The sequence below is a fragment of the uncultured Pseudomonas sp. genome, from assembly GCF_913774235.1.
In the GTDB taxonomy this organism is placed as follows: domain Bacteria; phylum Pseudomonadota; class Gammaproteobacteria; order Pseudomonadales; family Pseudomonadaceae; genus Chryseomonas.
This window is the reverse complement of sequence record NZ_CAJYDW010000012.1, coordinates 628,678-643,944: the sequence shown is the minus strand read 5'-3', so window position 1 is coordinate 643,944 and position 15,267 is coordinate 628,678. Positions and strand designations below refer to the sequence as shown.

The window sequence follows — 15,267 nt, the reverse complement described above, 5'->3', positions numbered from 1 at the left end:
GAAAAACAGTCGCACGGGGCAACGGAAAGGGTTAGAGTGCCCGCACTGTGTTGCTCGTGTACCGAAAATCGACCTGGTTCGTCTCGATCCACTTTACGGCTCGGTTCTTTGACTCTTTGCACTCAGTCGCGGCCTGGGCGGTCCAGTGCCGTTGTCCAACTTTGTTCAAGGAGAAATCCATGTCTACTCGCCAAACTGGCACCGTCAAGTGGTTCAACGACGAGAAAGGCTTCGGCTTCATCACCCCCCAGAGCGGCCCGGACGTCTTCGTTCACTACCGCTCCATCCAGGGCAACGGTTTCAAGAGCCTGCAAGAAGGCCAAGCCGTTTCCTTCCTGGTCGTGCAAGGCCAGAAAGGTCTGCAGGCCGATGAGGTGCAGGTGATCTAATCACCCGCCTTCTCGAAAAAAGCCCAACCCTCGGTTGGGCTTTTTTTTGGTCCATCGGTAGCTGTGCGCTACCTATCGTCAACGTCGCTTAGGGATGAGGTACGTTTCTTGAAGACTCCAGCCGCTCTGCTCTGCCTCCTGCTGCTCGCCGGTTGCGCCGCCTTTCCCGGCGATGAACTCCCGTCCCAGCCGTTCCGCGCCCCGGTAAGCGAGCAACAACATCGCCCCAACGTCCTGGTGGAATTCAACTTCTACCGTGGCGAAGCCCAGGACAAGGACGCCACCTCCATCGCTGTGGCTCGCGAAGGCCTGAAGCCCAAGTTGCGCGAGGTGCTGGAGCGCTCCGGCCTGTTCGAGCGCATCACCCTGGTGCCCGAGCCCGGCAGACCCGACGACGCCCTGCTGCGCCTCAAGCTCTACAACAGCACCTCCTACGCCGCCGCCATCGCCAGTGGCCTGATCACCGGTGCCACCTTCTTCCTGGTCCCCGGCACCGCCAAGGACGACTATGTGCTGACCGCCGAATGGCTGGCACCCGGCAGCCAGGCGCCCGAGCGCGTGAAGAACGCGGCCTCGGTCCGTACCTGGATGGGCGTCTGGTTCCTGCCGCTGGCCGCCAGCCATTCGGCCGGCACCGCCATCGAGGAAACCTTCGCTCGCCAGGTCAACGACGCCCTCAAGCAGTTGCAGGCCAACGGTGCCTTCGCCGACCGCTCCTCGCCCGAGGGGAACGGCGCTACGCCGGCACAGGTCACACCTTGACCGGCAACCACGCAGACGAGGATTCCATGGCCGAAGAACAGCGCAAAGCCGACGAACGCAAGCTGCCCAAGGACGAGAAGCCCCTGCGCAGCGAGCATGCCAAGACCGATGACGGACGCGATCCGCCGTCGCCCAACAGTCCGGACCGGACCAAAGACGCCACGGGCTACAACTGATCCGACGCTTTTGCGAAACGACCGCCGCGGCGGTCGTTTCTTTGTCCGCACCGCATCCTGCGGGATTGGCTCGTTCCTCCCTCCTTACTGCATAATGCCCACACTCCGACGTCTATCGGCCCCTTTCCTCTTCAGCTCGGCCGATACCCTGCAAAGGTGTGTGTTCCCATGCGAAATCCCTTCCGCTCCCTGGGCCTGCTGCTGAGCTGCTGCGCCCTGGGCTTTTCCCTGCCCGTCAACGCCGATACCTCCTTCCTGCCCCCGCGGATCGAGAAGGCCATGCAGACCAACAAGATTCCCGGCAGCGATCTGTCGCTGGTGATGCTGCCCCTCGATGGGCCGGGCGAGAACGACTATTACAACGCCGACGTCTCCGTGAATCCGGCGTCGACCATGAAGCTGATCACCACCTATGCCGCCCTGGAACTGCTCGGCCCCACCTACCAGTGGAAGACCGAGTTCTACACCGACGGCACCCTCAAGGACGGCATCCTCAACGGCAACCTCTATCTCAAGGGCGGTGGCGATCCCAAGCTGAACATGGAGCGGCTCTGGCTGCTCATGCGCGACCTACGCGCCAACGGCGTGCTGGAAGTCACCGGTGACCTGGTGCTCGATCGCGGGCGCTTCGTGAAGCCCGAGTTGCCGGCCTTCAACGACGATGGCGAAGACGAGAACAAGACCTTCCTGGTCGGCCCGGACTCGTTGCTGGTGAACCTGAAATCGGTGCGCATGGTGGTGCGCTCGGCGGATGGCCGGGTCAGCGTCTCCATGGACCCGCCGCTGACCAACGTCAACATCGACAACCAGATGCGCGCCACCGCCAAGAGCGGCTGCCCGGCCTGGCCGGACGTGCGCTTCAACCCGGTACCCCAGGCCGATGGCAGCACCAGCCTGGTGGTCAGCGGCCAGTTGCCGGATGGCTGCAACGCCCAGAGCTATCTCTCCCTGCTCGATCACCCCGCCTACACCGCCGGCGCCGTGCGGGCCATCTGGCAGGAACTGGGTGGCACCATCAAGGGCCGCACCCGCGAGGGCAGCGTGCCGCGCAACGCCGAACTGCTGGCGCGAGCCTTCTCGCCCGATCTGGTCGAGATCATTCGCGACATCAACAAGTACAGCAACAACACCATGGCGCAGCAGCTGTTCCTCTCCATCGGCGCGCAATTCCGCACCTCGGCGGATGCGGACGACGGTAAGGCGGCGCTCCGGGTGATTCGCCAATGGCTGGCGCGCAAGGGCATCAATGCCAGCCACCTGATCATGGAGAACGGCTCGGGGTTGTCGCGCACCGAGCGGGTGAGCGCCCGGGAAATGGCCGAGATCCTCAGATCGGCCTGGCAGAGTCCCTATGCGCCGGAGTTCATCGCCTCCCTGCCGCTGGCCGGCATGGATGGCACCCTGCGCAAGCGCATGAAGAACTCGCCGCTGACCGGCCAGGCGCACATGAAGACCGGCACCTTGAACAACGTAAGGGCCCTGGCGGGCTTCGTACGGGACGCCAACGCCCGCAGCTGGGTGGTGGTGGCCATTCTCAACAGCAACCGTCCCTGGGGTGCCTCCTCGATCCTGGACGAGGTGGTGCTGGACCTCTATCTGCGCAGTCGCCAGGACGGCACCGTCGCCAACTGAGGCGCAAAACAAAACGGGAGCCTGTTCGCACAGGCTCCCGTTTTGTTTACCACACTCGGCAAGGCAGGCCGGAACGCTGACGTTACCGCGATGCACCGCTATGGGCAAGAACTTTGTCTAAAGCACCATTTCGGGGCATTTCCTGACCTAGCTCTGAGCTAGATCATGCCCAGCAACAGCAGCACCAACAGGACGACCAGAATGGCGCCCACGATGCCAGACGGGCCGTAACCCCAACTGCGCGAGTGCGGAAACACCGGAAGTCCGCCGATGAGCAGGACCAGCAGCACCAGAACCAGGATGGTCGAGAGAGTCATCTGCCATTCTCCAAGAAGTCCAGGAATCGGCCATCGTCGCAACATCAGGATACGAAGCGATGGGCTTATTCCATGGACCCCCGCTGGCTACGGAAAAATCCCGTTGCGGGTGACCAGACTGCGGATTTCCTCTTCAGGATCAGTCACCGGTCCATGAAAAAGCCCAGATCGATGGCTCGATCCGGGCTTTGGCCTAACCGGGCAAACCGTCAGTGGGCGACGGCACCGCTGGCACCCAGGCCGGTCTGGGATCTGACGAACTGCGGGTAGAAGCGCGCCCGCTCTTCCTCGGCGGCCGCCGACTTGTCGGTGATGGAGAAGAACCAGATACCGATGAAGGCCACGGCGATGGAGAACAGCGCCGGGTACTCATAGGGATAGATCGGCTTGGCATGACCAAGGATGGTCACCCAGATGGTCGGGCCGAGCACCATCAGGGCCACCGCGGTGATCAGGCCGAGCCAGCCACCGATCATGGCACCGCGGGTGGTCAGCCGCTTCCAGTACATCGAGAGCAGCAGGATGGGGAAGTTGCAGCTGGCGGCGATGGAGAACGCCAGACCCACCATGAAGGCGATGTTCTGCTTCTCGAAGAGGATACCCAGGGCGATGGCGACCACGCCCAGGGCGACGGTGGTCATCTTGGAGACGCGGATCTCGTCCTTCTCGTTGGCCTTACCCTTCTTGATGACGCTGGCGTAGAGGTCGTGGGAGACCGCCGAGGCACCGGCCAGGGTCAGGCCGGCCACCACCGCCAGGATGGTGGCGAAGGCCACCGCCGAGATGAAGCCGAGGAAGATGCTGCCGCCCACGGCGTTGGCCAGGTGCACCGCCGCCATGTTGTTGCCGCCCAGCAGGGCGCCGGCGGCGTCCTTGAAGGCTGGGTTGGTGCTGACCAGCAGAATGGCGCCGAAGCCGATGATGAAGGTCAGGATGTAGAAGTAGCCGATGAAGCCGGTGGCGTAGAACACGCTCTTGCGGGCTTCCTTGGCATCGCTGACGGTGAAGAAGCGCATCAGAATGTGCGGCAGGCCGGCGGTGCCGAACATCAGCGCCAGGCCCAGGGAGAAGGCCGAGATCGGGTCCTTCACCAGGCCACCGGGGCTCATGATGGCCTCACCCTTGGGATGCACGGCGATGGCTTCGGCGAACAGCCGGTTGAAGTCGAAGCCGACGTGCTTCATCACCATGAAGGCCATGAAACTGGCGCCGGACAGCAGCAGCACCGCCTTGATGATCTGCACCCAGGTGGTGGCCAGCATGCCGCCGAAGAGCACATAAAGCACCATGAGGATGCCTACCAGCACCACGGCGATGCTGTAGTCCAGGCCGAACAGCAGCTGGATCAGTTTGCCGGCACCGACCATCTGGGCGATCAGGTAGAGCGCCACCACCACCAGGGAGCCACAGGCGGACAGGGTCCGGATGTCCTTCTGCTTGAGCCGATAAGAAGCCACGTCGGCGAAGGTGTACTTGCCAAGGTTGCGCAGGCGTTCGGCGATCAGGAACAGAATGATCGGCCAGCCCACCAGGAAGCCGATGGAGTAGATCAGGCCATCGTAGCCCGAGGTGAATACCAGGGCGGAAATACCCAGGAAGGAAGCCGCCGACATGTAGTCGCCGGCGATGGCCAGGCCATTCTGGAAGCCGGTGATGCGACCGCCCGCGGCGTAGTAGTCGGCGGCCGAACGGTTACGCTTGGAGGCCCAGTAGGTGATGCCCAGGGTGGCCCCGACGAAGGCCACGAACATGAGGATGGCATGCAGGTTCAGCGGCTGGCGCTGCACCGCGCCACTGATGGCATCGGCCGCCCAGAGCGAGGGTGCGAGGCCGAGCAGACCGGCGGCTAGGAGAAGACGTCTCATGACTGCACCTCCCGGAGGATTTCCCCGTTGAGCCGATCGAACTCGCCATTGGCCCGGCGTACGTAGATGCCGGTCAGGATGAAGGCCGAAAGGATCAGACCGACGCCGAGCGGGATCCCCCAGGTCATCGCGGTTTCCGCATGGATGCGGGTACCGAGGACCTTGGGCGCGAAGGCGATCAGCAGGATGAAGGCGGAATAGAGTCCGAGCATGATGGCGGAAAGCGTCCAGGCGAATCGCTCGCGCTTGGCCACCAGTTCTTTGAAACGCGGACTGGCTTCAATCCGCCGGTAGGTGCTGTCATTCATTATTGTTGTTCCTTACAGCATGACGGGAGCGTCGAGCTCTACTCTAGGCCCGCCCGGTAAGGCTTCCAGACGACTTTAGTCGTACCCCTCCAGGCCTCAGTAATCCCAGAGCCGACGCCAGCCCTGCAGCGGGTGGTGACCCTCGCCATCGAGCACCGAAACGCTGGCCGTCATTCCCGCACTGAGGTGGATATCCGCGGGGACGTCCAGCAGCTCGATACGCACCGGGATGCGCTGGGCCAGGCGCACCCAGTTGAAGGTCGGCTCGACGTTGGCCAGCAGTTGGGCATCGTTGGCCGCGTTGCGGTCGGTGATACCGCTGCTGATGCTCGCCACCCTTCCCTGCAGGGGCGCAGCGTGATTCATCAAGCGCACCTGCACCGCATCCCCAGGATGGATATGGGGAATCTTGGTCTCCTCAAAGTAGGCCATTACGTAGAAGGAGCGGGTATCCACCAGGGCCATCACCGCCTGGCCGGTCTGTACGTAGTTGCCCCCGGCGAACCTGAGGTTGGTGATGCGCCCTTCCCGCGGCGCCAGCACCCGACTGCGGTCCAGGTTGATCTGGGCCAGGTTGACGTCGCTCAGGGCCTCCTGGTACTGGCTGCGGGCCACGGCGACGTTGACCTGAGCCGTCTCACGATCCTCGGCGCTGATGGCGCTGGTGCCCAGTCGCAGGCGGCGCGCGGCCTCGCTCTCGCGCAGGCGCAACTGCTGCTGGCGGGTCTCGGCCACCGCCTTGGCATGCTCCAGATTGGCCTGGTAGCGCTGCTGGTCGATCTGCATCAGCAGGTCCCCGGGCTTCACCAGCTGGTTGTCCACCACCGCCAGGCGGGTGACCCAGCCGGACACGTCGGGCGCCACCACCACCACATCGGCGCGAACCCGCGCATCCCGTGTCCAGGGCGTATAGAGATAGAAGTGCCACAGCCAGCTGCCGGCCAGTACCGCGAGCAGTACCACGACCAGGGTTACCGCCACACGCAGGGTCTTGTGCATCGCCGTCTCGATCCTCTTGTTGATGGTGCTCAGGTAGCCAGGACGGCGACGATGCCGGCCAGCCAGAGCACGAACAGGGCGCAGCCGAACAGAGCGCTGTGCCACAGGTAGCGTCCCAGCCCGCTGCGCTGCAGCAGCCACAGGGACAGCGCGGTCAGGAGCAGGGCCAGGACGCCATAGACGAACAGCGGCCCGAGATAGACCCCGCCGATCGCCCACTCATGCAGATTCATAAGCGCCCTCCTCCTGCTCCGCCTTCAGACAGCAGCCGCGCCAGGTCTGCTGGAGTTGACCGATGGCGCCGCGGGCGAGCCGATGGGGCTCATCGTCCAGCGCCCCCTCCAGGGCCAGGCGCAGGCGACTCGCGGCCTCGTCCAGGGCGCCTGGCTTCAGGGCGCCGAAGCCCACCGCCAACTGCTCGGCGAAACGCGCCAAAAAAGCGTCCCGGGCCTGCGCCACCTCGCCCTGGGCACCGGCCAGGCAGGCGCGCAGGTGCAGCAGCTCATTGCCCAGATCGAGCGCCAGCAGCCCCTGCTCCCAGCGCCGGCGCTCGCCGACCGGCAGTTGCTCGATATGCCGTGCCAGCAGCAGCAGGCGATCCGCCATGCGTCCACCGAACCAGGTCTCGGCGTTGGCCAGGGGTACCCTGGTCAGGCGCTGCAGGTCGTAGGTGGTGGCTTCCAGGATGCGGCGACTGGTACGCCGTGGCGTGCGCAGGCTGATCAGCCGAAACATCAGCACTGCGAAGCCGACGCCGATCAGCAGACTTTGCAGCTGATTGAGCAAGGCCGCCATGTCCACCTGCCCCTGGTTGCTCGGCGAAACCAGAACCAGCAGGTGAATGGCGAAGGCCGTCGCCGTGCCCACCACCGCCGGCGGGCCGGCCATCCCCAGGGCGGCGAAGAACAACGGCACCCCCAGCACCAGGCAGAGCAAGGGATAGCCGGAAATCTGCGGCAGCAGCACCTGGCTGATGAGGATGGCGACCGGGGCGGCGTAGAGGATGCCGCGCAGGAAGCCGAAGCCGATGGTGACGGCGTTGTCGCGATTGGCGAACAGACTGCAGATCACTCCGGCCATGAGCATGGCGCCCGGTGCCGAGGGCCAGGCGCTGGCCAGCCAGAACACACCCACCCCGAGCAGCGCGCTGGCGCTGCGCAGGCCGTAGAGCAGCGCCGTCTGCAGATCGCGATGGCGGGCCAGGGCCGAAGGCGCCACGGCGCTGAGCTGCGCCGTATGGACGCTGTCCAGGGCGCGACTGGCCAGCAAAATCTTGTCCAGCAGGATGGCGAAACGGGCCAGTAGGTAGCGCTGATCGTTGTCCAGCTCCGGAGCGGTGCCTGCAGCCGCTCTCAGACGCTGCAGGAGGGCTTCCAGGGCGGCAGCCTGGGGGTCGACCAGGGTCGCTAGCAGTTCGTCGCGCCAGGGCTGCAGGGCGGCCCTGCGGGGCTCGTCCAGGCCACGCCACTGGCGCATGGCACCGCGGGCGGTGCGCAGTAGACTGAGCAGGTCGCGCGAGAGCAGACGCAACGCCCTCGCGCGTTGCCGACCGCGCTGACCTTCGAACCAGGTGTGGTCGCGCTGAGCATCCACCGCCACTACCTGACCGAGCATGGCGAGCAGGCCCTGGGTGGCATCCTCGGCCCCGGCCAGCTCTGCCCGCGCCGCCGCCACGCCCTGCTCCCAGGTCCGCCGCGCCTGGGCGGCCAGGGTCTGCTCGACCCGCTGTGGCCAGACCAGGGCGCTCACCGCCGAGGCCACCACGATTCCCAGGCAGATCTCGGTACAGCGGGCTACCGCCTGGTCGAACACCGTCAGCGGATGGGCGATGGCCGGCAGGCCGATGATGGCGACCGTATAGCCGGCCAGCACGAAGCCGTAGGAGAAGTGGTTGCGCAGCAGCGTGGAGGCAGCCGTACAGAGCGCCATCCAACTGGCCAGGGCGAGCAGGAACAGCCAGGGCATCTGGGCGAACAGCCCCATGAGCACTACCGCCATGCAGGTGCCGACCAGGGTGCCGAGCAGGCGGAACAGCCCCTTGGCCACCACCATGCCCGACAATGGCTGGGACACGATCATCACCGTCATGCAGGCCCAGACCGGTTGTTCGAGACTGAAACGAAAGGCCAGCCACAGCGCCAATCCGGCGGCGAACAGGGTCTTGCCGGCAAAGACCAGTGCCGCGGGCGTGGGTGCGAGAAAGACCGTCCAGGGTAGGCGCACTGAGGTTCTTGGCTTGCCGGAGATCCAGCATAGGCCGCGCTGTGCAGGCTAAGTTCCGGCCGCTGCAGCAGACGAAAAAAAGGCGACCCGGGGTCGCCTGAAGTGCCTTGCGTGCTCGAGCGACAACGCTCCGTCGTCACTACTCCTTGCAGACTAGACGAGTTGCGGCCGGCGTTCTTGATCGAGATCAAGGTTGACAGGGTTTTGCCCGGTCATGCCGAGCAGGCGGTCGATCAGCGCGCAATCGGATTCGCGCCGCACCTGGGCGAACAGGGTCGCGGCCTCGGGATAACTGCGCGTCAGCATGCCGAGCCATTGCTTTAGCCGTCCGGGGGCGTAGCGCGGTGCCAGTTTGCGCTGGGCCATCAGCCAGAAACGCTGCACCAGCGGCAGGATCTCGACCCAGCCCAGGGGGCGCACCTCCTCACCGCGCACGGCCGCGGCGATCTGCAGCGCCAGGTCCGGGCGCGAGACCAGACCACGACCCAGCATTACCGCGGCCTGGCCGCTGACGCTGCGGCAGCGCCAGTAATCATCCAAGGTCCAGATCTCGCCATTGGCCAGTACCGGCACGGCGACCCGGTCGGCCACCCGCGCCACCCACTCCCAGTGCGCCGGCGGACGATAGCCCTCGACCTTGGTCCGTGCATGGACCACCAGTTGCGCCGCGCCGCCATCCGCCAGGGCCTCGGCGCAGGCCAGGGCGCTGTCCGGGCTGTCGTAGCCCAGACGCATCTTGGCAGTCACCGGAATGGCCGCCGGCACGGCCTGGCGGACGCTCTCGACGATGCGGTTGAGCAGTTCGGGCTCCTTGAGCAACACCGCCCCGCCGCGGGACTTGTTGACGGTCTTGGCCGGGCAGCCGAAGTTGAGATCGATGACCGGCGCGCCCAGGGTGCAGGCAAAGGCGGCGTTGTCGGCGAGGCAGGCCGGATCCGACCCCAACAGTTGCACCCGCATGGGCGTACCCGAGGGCGTCCGTGCGCCCTGCGCCAGCTCCGGCGCCAGCTTGGCAAAGGCCGCCGCGGGCAACAGGCGGTCGCAGATGCGGATGAATTCGCTCACGCACCAGTCGAGTCCACCGACCTCGGTCAGCAACTCGCGCAGGATGTCGTCGACGAGACCCTCCATGGGCGCCAGGGCGATCTCCATGGTTAGCTCCCCTCCCCCGGCAAAGCCTGGCCGTAACCGGCCAGGAACTCGGCCGGCATGCGCTTAGGCTTGCCGGACGAGAGTTCGATGCAGACGAAGGTCGTCCGGGCGCGCAGCAAGGTCACGCCATCGGCGGGGCGCTGCAGCTGGAACTGGCGCGTCATGCGCAGGCGGCGATCCCAGTCCACCAGCCAGGTGCCCAGTAGCAACTCGTCATCCTGGCGGCCACTGACGAGGTAATCGATTTCGTGGCGGACGACGGCCATCGCCCGATCCAGCCGCTGGAAGGTCGCCAGATCCAGCCCCAGGGCGCTGGAGTGTTGCCAGGCGCATTGCTCCAGCCAGGTCACGTAGGCGGCATTATTGGCATGCCCCAGACCGTCGATGTGCTCGGCACCGATCCGCAGCGGCATAAGGTGCGGAGCGGGTCTGTCCCACTGCATGATGCAACCCTCACTGGCAAGGCAATATTCGGATAAAGGTGAGGCTTCGAAGAATTCGTTGGCCGTGGCTATCGGGTCCAGCCCAAGCAAATAAATACGACGCTATAGCCAGTCCCGCCAATAAACCCACAACCTTGGAGTCTGGAGCAATAAACCCTAATCCATGGGCAATAAAAAAGGGCCTGCATCGCTGCAGGCCCTTCTTCATGTTTGGCGCACTCGGGAGGATTCGAACCTCCGACCGCTCGGTTCGTAGCCGAGTACTCTATCCAGCTGAGCTACGAGTGCGTTTCGGTGCGTTTAGCCAGAACACCGCTGGTACTGCTGAAGCCAGAGGCTTCGTCGATTTGGCGCACTCGGGAGGATTCGAACCTCCGACCGCTCGGTTCGTAGCCGAGTACTCTATCCAGCTGAGCTACGAGTGCGTTGAAGCTGCGTATTCTAGCTACCGTTTCTGATGTGTCAAGCAAATTTGCTTGTTTATCAGGTACTTACCTTCGAGGTCAGTACAGCGGAGCCAGATCTTGCAAATGGCGGTGAGGGAGGGATTCGAACCCTCGACACCCTTTTGAGGTGTACTCCCTTAGCAGGGGAGCGCCTTCGGCCACTCGGCCACCTCACCGCAACGGGGCGAAACTATATCGAAGGTTTGCCCATTTGCAAAGAGAAAAATTCAAAAAAAATCAGTGGTTTGGTTCTTGGTCCTTTTCCTTCTGGATGCGCTGGTAGATTTCCTCGCGATGAACCGCGACTTCCTTGGGCGCGTTGACACCGATGCGGACCTGGTTGCCCTTGACTCCCAGCACCGTCACGGTGACTTCGTCACCTACCATCAGGGTCTCACCAACCCGACGAGTCAAAATAAGCATTCCATTCTCCTTAAGCTTTAACCCAGTCTGCACGAATAACCCGGAACGATCCCTGAATGGACCCTCTAGTCGCTATTGACCTGCATTCATGCAAGGAAAGTTCCGCAGCCTGGGCGATAGATGAGACCCCTGTGGCAGGGGCCTCGCTTCATGGTCACTCGGCGCCGCGTGCCGGGGCGTCGAGTTCGAAGGCGGTGTGCAAGGCGCGCACGGCCAGCTCGAGGTATTTCTCCTCGATCACCACCGAGACCTTGATCTCGGAGGTGGAGATCATCTGGATGTTGATGCTCTCCTTGGCCAGGGCTTCGAACATCTGGCTGGCCACGCCGGCATGGGATCTCATGCCCACGCCGACGATGGACACCTTGGCGATCTTGGTGTCGCCCACCGACTCCCGCGCGCCAATCTCGACGCCGGTGCGCTTGAGGATCTCCAGGGCGCTCTGGTAGTCGTTGCGGTGCACGGTGAAGGTGAAGTCGGTGGTGTTATCGTGCGCCACGTTCTGCACGATCATGTCGACTTCGATGTTGGCGGCACTGATCGGGCCGAGGATCTTGAAGGCCACGCCGGGGGTATCCGGCACACCGCGAATGGTGAGCTTGGCTTCGTCACGGTTGAAGGCGATGCCGGAGATGATCGGCTGTTCCATGGATTCCTCTTCATCAAGGGTAATGAGGGTGCCCGGACCCTCCTGGAAGCTGTGCAGCACACGCAGCGGCACGTTGTACTTGCCGGCGAACTCCACCGAGCGGATCTGCAGCACCTTGGAGCCGAGGCTGGCCATTTCCAGCATCTCTTCGAAGGTGATCTTGTCCAGGCGCTGGGCCTGGGGCACCACACGGGGGTCGGTGGTGTAGACGCCGTCGACGTCGGTGTAGATCTGGCACTCGTCGGCCTTCAGCGCGGCCGCCAGGGCCACGCCGGTGGTGTCGGAACCACCCCGGCCCAGGGTGGTGATGTTGCCCTGCTCGTCGACGCCCTGGAAGCCGGCCACGACCACCACCTTGCGCGCCTTGAGGTCGGCACGGATGCGCGCGTCGTCGATCTGCTGGATGCGCGCCTTGGTATGGGCGCTGTCGGTGAGGATGCGCACCTGGCTGCCGGTATAGGACACCGCCTGGACGCCGCGCTTGAGCAGCGCCATGGCCAGCAGGCCGATGGTGACCTGTTCGCCGGTGGAGACCATGACGTCCAGCTCACGCGGATCGGGTTGCTCCATGATCTGCTTGGCCAGGCCGATCAGGCGATTGGTCTCACCACTCATGGCCGATACCACCACCACGATCTCGTCGCCCGCTTCATGGAAGCGTTTCACCTTGTCGGCGACCTGCTCGATACGCTCCACCGTACCCACCGAGGTACCGCCGAATTTCTGTACGATCAATGCCATTGCTTGCTGCCCGTCCGCAGAAAAATCTGATTTACATTGTTGGATGAGGTGTCGGGCCGCCCTCCCCTGGCCGCCCGCGCCCGCCGTGGAAACCTTAGAGGCTTTCTCCGGCGTATTGGCCCGCACAGGCCAGGGCGGCTTCGAGTTGGCTGGCATCGGTGCCGCCACCCTGGGCCATGTCCGGACGACCGCCACCCTTGCCGCCGACCACCGCCGCGGCGCGCTTCATCAGCTCGCCCGCCTTGAGTTTGGCGGTCAGGTCGGCGGTGACACCGGCCACCAGTACCACCTTGCCGTCGGCTTCGCCGCCCAGCAGGATGATGCCGCTGCCCAGCTTGTTCTTCAGTTGGTCGACCAGCGCCAGCAATGCCTTGCCATCAAGGCCGTCCAGGCGCGCACTGAGGACCTTGACACCCTTGACGTCCACCGCCTGGTCGACCAGGTCACCGGCAGAGGCACTGGCGGCCTTGGCCTTGAGCTGCTCGATTTCCTTTTCCAGCTGGCGATTGCGCTCAACCAGCGCGGCCAGCTTGTCCAGCACGTTGTCGCGGCTGCCCTTGAGCAGGCTGGCGGCTTCGCGCAGCTGCTCTTCGGCGCCATTCAGATAGGCCAGGGCCGCGGTGCCGGTGATGGCCTCCACGCGACGCACGCCGGAGGCCACGCCGCCTTCGCTGACCAGCTTGAGCAGGCCAATGTCGCCGGTCTGGGCGACGTGGGTACCGCCGCACAGCTCGACGGAGAATTCACCGCCCATGCCGACCACGCGTACCACGTCGCCGTACTTCTCGCCGAACAGCGCCATGGCGCCGCGGGCCTTGGCCTCGTCGATGGCCATGACTTCGGTGGTGACCGCGCTGTTCTTGCGGATCTCTTCGTTGACGATGGCCTCGATGCGCTTGAGCTCTTCGGGCTTGATGGCCTCGAAGTGGCTGAAGTCGAATCTCAGGCGCTGGTCGTTGACCAGGGAGCCCTTCTGGTGGACGTGATCGCCCAGCACCTGGCGCAGCGCGGCGTGCAGCAGGTGGGTGCCGGAGTGGTTCAGGGCGATGCCCTGGCGGCGGCCAGCGTCGACCTGGGCCATCAGCGCGGTGCCGACATTGAGGCTGCCCTTGGTCACCACGCCGTGGTGCAGGAAGGCGCCTTGGGTCTTGGTGGTGTCGCGCACGGCGAAGCTGACGCCGGCGCTTTCCAGGGTACCGGTATCACCGACCTGGCCACCGGACTCACCGTAGAACGGCGTCTGGTCGAGGATGACCACGCCCTCCTCGCCTTCGGCCAGGCTGTCCACTGGCTGGCCGGCGCGGTACAGGGCGACGATGGTGCCCGAGGCACTGGTGGTGTCGTAACCGAGGAAGCGGGTCTCGCCCTCGACCTTGACCAGGCTGTTGTAGTCCACGCCGAAGGCGCTGGCGGAACGAGCCCGCTCGCGCTGGGCCTCCATCTCGCGTTCGAAACCTGCCTCGTCGAGGGTCAGGTTGCGCTCGCGGGCAATGTCGTTGGTCAGATCCACCGGGAAGCCGTAGGTGTCATAGAGCTTGAACACCACGTCACCGGGGATGGTGTCGCCCTGGAGTTGCGCCAGATCCTGCTCGAGGATCTTCAGACCCTGTTCCAGGGTCTTGGCGAACTGCTCTTCCTCGGTGCGCAGCACGCGCTCGATGTGCGCCTGCTGCTGGACCAGCTCGGGATAGGCCTGGCCCATCTCGGCCACCAGGGCGCCGACGATCTTGTGGAAGAAGGTGCCCTTGGCACCCAGCTTGTTGCCGTGGCGGCAGGCGCGGCGAATGATGCGGCGCAGCACGTAGCCGCGACCTTCGTTGGACGGCAGCACGCCATCGGCGATCAGGAAGCTGCAGGAGCGGATGTGGTCGGCCACCACCTTGAGCGACGGGGCGTCGTCGTTGGCGCAGCCGATGGCCTCGGCCGAAGCCGCCAGCAGGTTCTGGAACAGGTCGATCTCGTAGTTCGAGTGCACTTGCTGCAGCACGGCGCTCACCCGCTCCAGGCCCATGCCGGTGTCGACGCTGGGCGCCGGCAGCGGATGCAGGACGCCATCGGCGGTGCGGTTGAACTGCATGAAGACGTTGTTCCAGATCTCGATGTAGCGATCGCCGTCTTCTTCCGGGGAGCCGGGCGGGCCGCCCCATATCTCGGGACCGTGGTCGAAGAAGATCTCGGTGCAGGGGCCGCAGGGACCGGTGTCGCCCATGGTCCAGAAGTTGTCCGAGGCGTAGGGCGCGCCCTTGTTGTCGCCGATGCGCACCATCTGCGCCTCGGGCACCCCGACTTCCTTGGTCCAGATGTCGTAGGCCTCGTCATCGGTGGCATAGACGGTGACCCAGAGCTTTTCCCGGGGCAGGCCCAGCCAGTTCGGCGAGGTGAGGAATTCCCAGGCGAAGGTGATGGCGTCGCGTTTGAAGTAGTCGCCGAAGCTGAAGTTGCCCAGCATCTCGAAGAAGGTGTGGTGACGCGCCGTGTAGCCGACGTTTTCCAGGTCATTGTGCTTGCCGCCGGCACGCACGCATTTCTGGCTGGTGGCGGCGCGGGTATAGCTGCGCTTTTCCATGCCCAGGAAGCAGTCCTTGAACTGGTTCATCCCGGCATTGGTGAACAGCAGGGTCGGATCGTTCGCGGGGATCAGCGAACTGGAGGCGACGCGGGTGTGCCCCTTCTCTTCGAAGAAGCGGAGGAAGGCTTCGCGGATTTCGGCGCTTTTCATATTCATTCCAGACAATGGGCTTT

15 protein-coding genes and 3 tRNA genes are annotated in these 15,267 nt (G+C 64.5%); 4 read left to right on the top strand and 14 right to left on the bottom strand.

Annotated elements, in window-relative coordinates; all coding sequences use genetic code 11:
• Positions 1-179: 179 nt before the first annotated feature.
• From QZ471_RS12490 to dacB, 4 genes are all read left to right on the top strand, one after another.
• Positions 180-389 (top strand): cold-shock protein, encoded by a 210-nt coding sequence (locus QZ471_RS12490; RefSeq protein ID WP_007159089.1) that lies wholly within the window; start codon positions 180-182, stop codon positions 387-389.
• A gap of 108 nt (positions 390-497) precedes the next feature.
• Positions 498-1,151 (top strand): hypothetical protein, encoded by a 654-nt coding sequence (locus QZ471_RS12485; protein WP_295464131.1) that lies wholly within the window; start codon positions 498-500, stop codon positions 1,149-1,151.
• 26 nt (positions 1,152-1,177) lie between these two features.
• On the top strand, positions 1,178-1,327 hold the full coding sequence (locus tag QZ471_RS12480) for a hypothetical protein (RefSeq protein ID WP_167371465.1): 150 nt from the start codon (positions 1,178-1,180) through the stop codon (positions 1,325-1,327).
• Positions 1,328-1,495: 168 nt separating this feature from the next.
• A complete protein-coding gene (dacB, locus tag QZ471_RS12475; RefSeq protein ID WP_295464129.1) occupies positions 1,496-2,959 on the top strand; it encodes a D-alanyl-D-alanine carboxypeptidase/D-alanyl-D-alanine-endopeptidase in 1,464 nt (487 codons plus the stop codon).
• A 158-nt stretch (positions 2,960-3,117) separates the two neighbouring features.
• Here the strand turns inward: dacB and QZ471_RS12470 are convergent, their stop codons facing one another.
• From QZ471_RS12470 to alaS, 14 genes are all read right to left on the bottom strand, one after another.
• Entirely contained in the window at positions 3,118-3,276 is a 159-nt protein-coding gene (locus tag QZ471_RS12470) for a DUF3309 family protein (protein WP_007159093.1), read from the bottom strand.
• Between the two features lie 209 nt (positions 3,277-3,485).
• Entirely contained in the window at positions 3,486-5,141 is a 1,656-nt protein-coding gene (locus QZ471_RS12465; protein ID WP_295464126.1) for a cation acetate symporter, read from the bottom strand.
• Positions 5,138-5,449, bottom strand: coding sequence for a DUF485 domain-containing protein (locus QZ471_RS12460; RefSeq protein WP_295464124.1), 312 nt, complete (start codon positions 5,447-5,449; stop codon positions 5,138-5,140). The genes QZ471_RS12465 and QZ471_RS12460 overlap by 4 nt, the downstream gene beginning before the upstream one ends.
• Before the next feature lie 96 nt (positions 5,450-5,545).
• Positions 5,546-6,448, bottom strand: a complete 903-nt coding sequence (locus QZ471_RS12455; protein ID WP_295464123.1) for an HlyD family secretion protein — start codon at positions 6,446-6,448, stop codon at positions 5,546-5,548.
• A 29-nt stretch (positions 6,449-6,477) separates the two neighbouring features.
• Positions 6,478-6,681: a DUF1656 domain-containing protein gene (locus QZ471_RS12450; protein ID WP_295464121.1), complete on the bottom strand. Its 204-nt coding sequence runs from the start codon at positions 6,679-6,681 to the stop codon at positions 6,478-6,480.
• Complete coding sequence (locus tag QZ471_RS12445; protein WP_295464120.1) at positions 6,668-8,671, bottom strand: FUSC family protein; 2,004 nt, start codon at positions 8,669-8,671, stop codon at positions 6,668-6,670. The genes QZ471_RS12450 and QZ471_RS12445 overlap by 14 nt, the downstream gene beginning before the upstream one ends.
• A 153-nt stretch (positions 8,672-8,824) precedes the next feature.
• The gene (locus QZ471_RS12440) at positions 8,825-9,823 is read right to left on the bottom strand and encodes a tRNA-dihydrouridine synthase (protein WP_295464119.1); all 999 of its coding nucleotides are present in this window, start codon (positions 9,821-9,823) and stop codon (positions 8,825-8,827) included.
• Between the two features lie 2 nt (positions 9,824-9,825).
• On the bottom strand, positions 9,826-10,266 hold the full coding sequence (locus QZ471_RS12435) for a thioesterase family protein (RefSeq protein ID WP_295464118.1): 441 nt from the start codon (positions 10,264-10,266) through the stop codon (positions 9,826-9,828).
• Positions 10,267-10,477: 211 nt separating this feature from the next.
• Positions 10,478-10,554 (bottom strand) — tRNA-Arg (locus tag QZ471_RS12430).
• 60 nt (positions 10,555-10,614) lie between these two features.
• Positions 10,615-10,691, bottom strand: a tRNA-Arg gene (locus QZ471_RS12425).
• Positions 10,692-10,797: 106 nt separating this feature from the next.
• Positions 10,798-10,888: transfer RNA gene (locus QZ471_RS12420), tRNA-Ser, on the bottom strand.
• Positions 10,889-10,949: 61 nt separating this feature from the next.
• On the bottom strand, positions 10,950-11,135 hold the full coding sequence (csrA, locus tag QZ471_RS12415) for a carbon storage regulator CsrA (protein ID WP_007159101.1): 186 nt from the start codon (positions 11,133-11,135) through the stop codon (positions 10,950-10,952).
• Between the two features lie 154 nt (positions 11,136-11,289).
• Positions 11,290-12,525 (bottom strand): aspartate kinase, encoded by a 1,236-nt coding sequence (locus tag QZ471_RS12410; protein ID WP_059227222.1) that lies wholly within the window; start codon positions 12,523-12,525, stop codon positions 11,290-11,292.
• A 94-nt stretch (positions 12,526-12,619) separates the two neighbouring features.
• Positions 12,620-15,244, bottom strand: coding sequence for an alanine--tRNA ligase (gene alaS / locus QZ471_RS12405; RefSeq protein ID WP_295464111.1), 2,625 nt, complete (start codon positions 15,242-15,244; stop codon positions 12,620-12,622).
• Positions 15,245-15,267: the final 23 nt, after the last annotated feature.

Excerpts from the sequence above, each read along its gene's own strand:
- QZ471_RS12460 (WP_295464124.1), bottom strand. The coding sequence starts at position 5,449 with ATGAATGACAGCACCTACCGGCGGATTGAAGCCAGTCCGCGTTTCAAA.
- dacB (WP_295464129.1), top strand. The coding sequence starts at position 1,496 with ATGCGAAATCCCTTCCGCTCCCTGGGCCTGCTGCTGAGCTGCTGCGCC.
- QZ471_RS12470 (WP_007159093.1), bottom strand. The coding sequence starts at position 3,276 with ATGACTCTCTCGACCATCCTGGTTCTGGTGCTGCTGGTCCTGCTCATC.
- QZ471_RS12480 (WP_167371465.1), top strand. The coding sequence starts at position 1,178 with ATGGCCGAAGAACAGCGCAAAGCCGACGAACGCAAGCTGCCCAAGGAC.
- QZ471_RS12490 (WP_007159089.1), top strand. The coding sequence starts at position 180 with ATGTCTACTCGCCAAACTGGCACCGTCAAGTGGTTCAACGACGAGAAA.
- QZ471_RS12440 (WP_295464119.1), bottom strand. The coding sequence starts at position 9,823 with ATGGAGATCGCCCTGGCGCCCATGGAGGGTCTCGTCGACGACATCCTG.
- QZ471_RS12410 (WP_059227222.1), bottom strand. The coding sequence starts at position 12,525 with ATGGCATTGATCGTACAGAAATTCGGCGGTACCTCGGTGGGTACGGTG.
- QZ471_RS12455 (WP_295464123.1), bottom strand. The coding sequence starts at position 6,448 with ATGCACAAGACCCTGCGTGTGGCGGTAACCCTGGTCGTGGTACTGCTC.
- QZ471_RS12450 (WP_295464121.1), bottom strand. The coding sequence starts at position 6,681 with ATGAATCTGCATGAGTGGGCGATCGGCGGGGTCTATCTCGGGCCGCTG.
- QZ471_RS12435 (WP_295464118.1), bottom strand. The coding sequence starts at position 10,266 with ATGCAGTGGGACAGACCCGCTCCGCACCTTATGCCGCTGCGGATCGGT.
- csrA (WP_007159101.1), bottom strand. The coding sequence starts at position 11,135 with ATGCTTATTTTGACTCGTCGGGTTGGTGAGACCCTGATGGTAGGTGAC.
- QZ471_RS12465 (WP_295464126.1), bottom strand. The coding sequence starts at position 5,141 with ATGAGACGTCTTCTCCTAGCCGCCGGTCTGCTCGGCCTCGCACCCTCG.
- alaS (WP_295464111.1), bottom strand. The coding sequence starts at position 15,244 with ATGAAAAGCGCCGAAATCCGCGAAGCCTTCCTCCGCTTCTTCGAAGAG.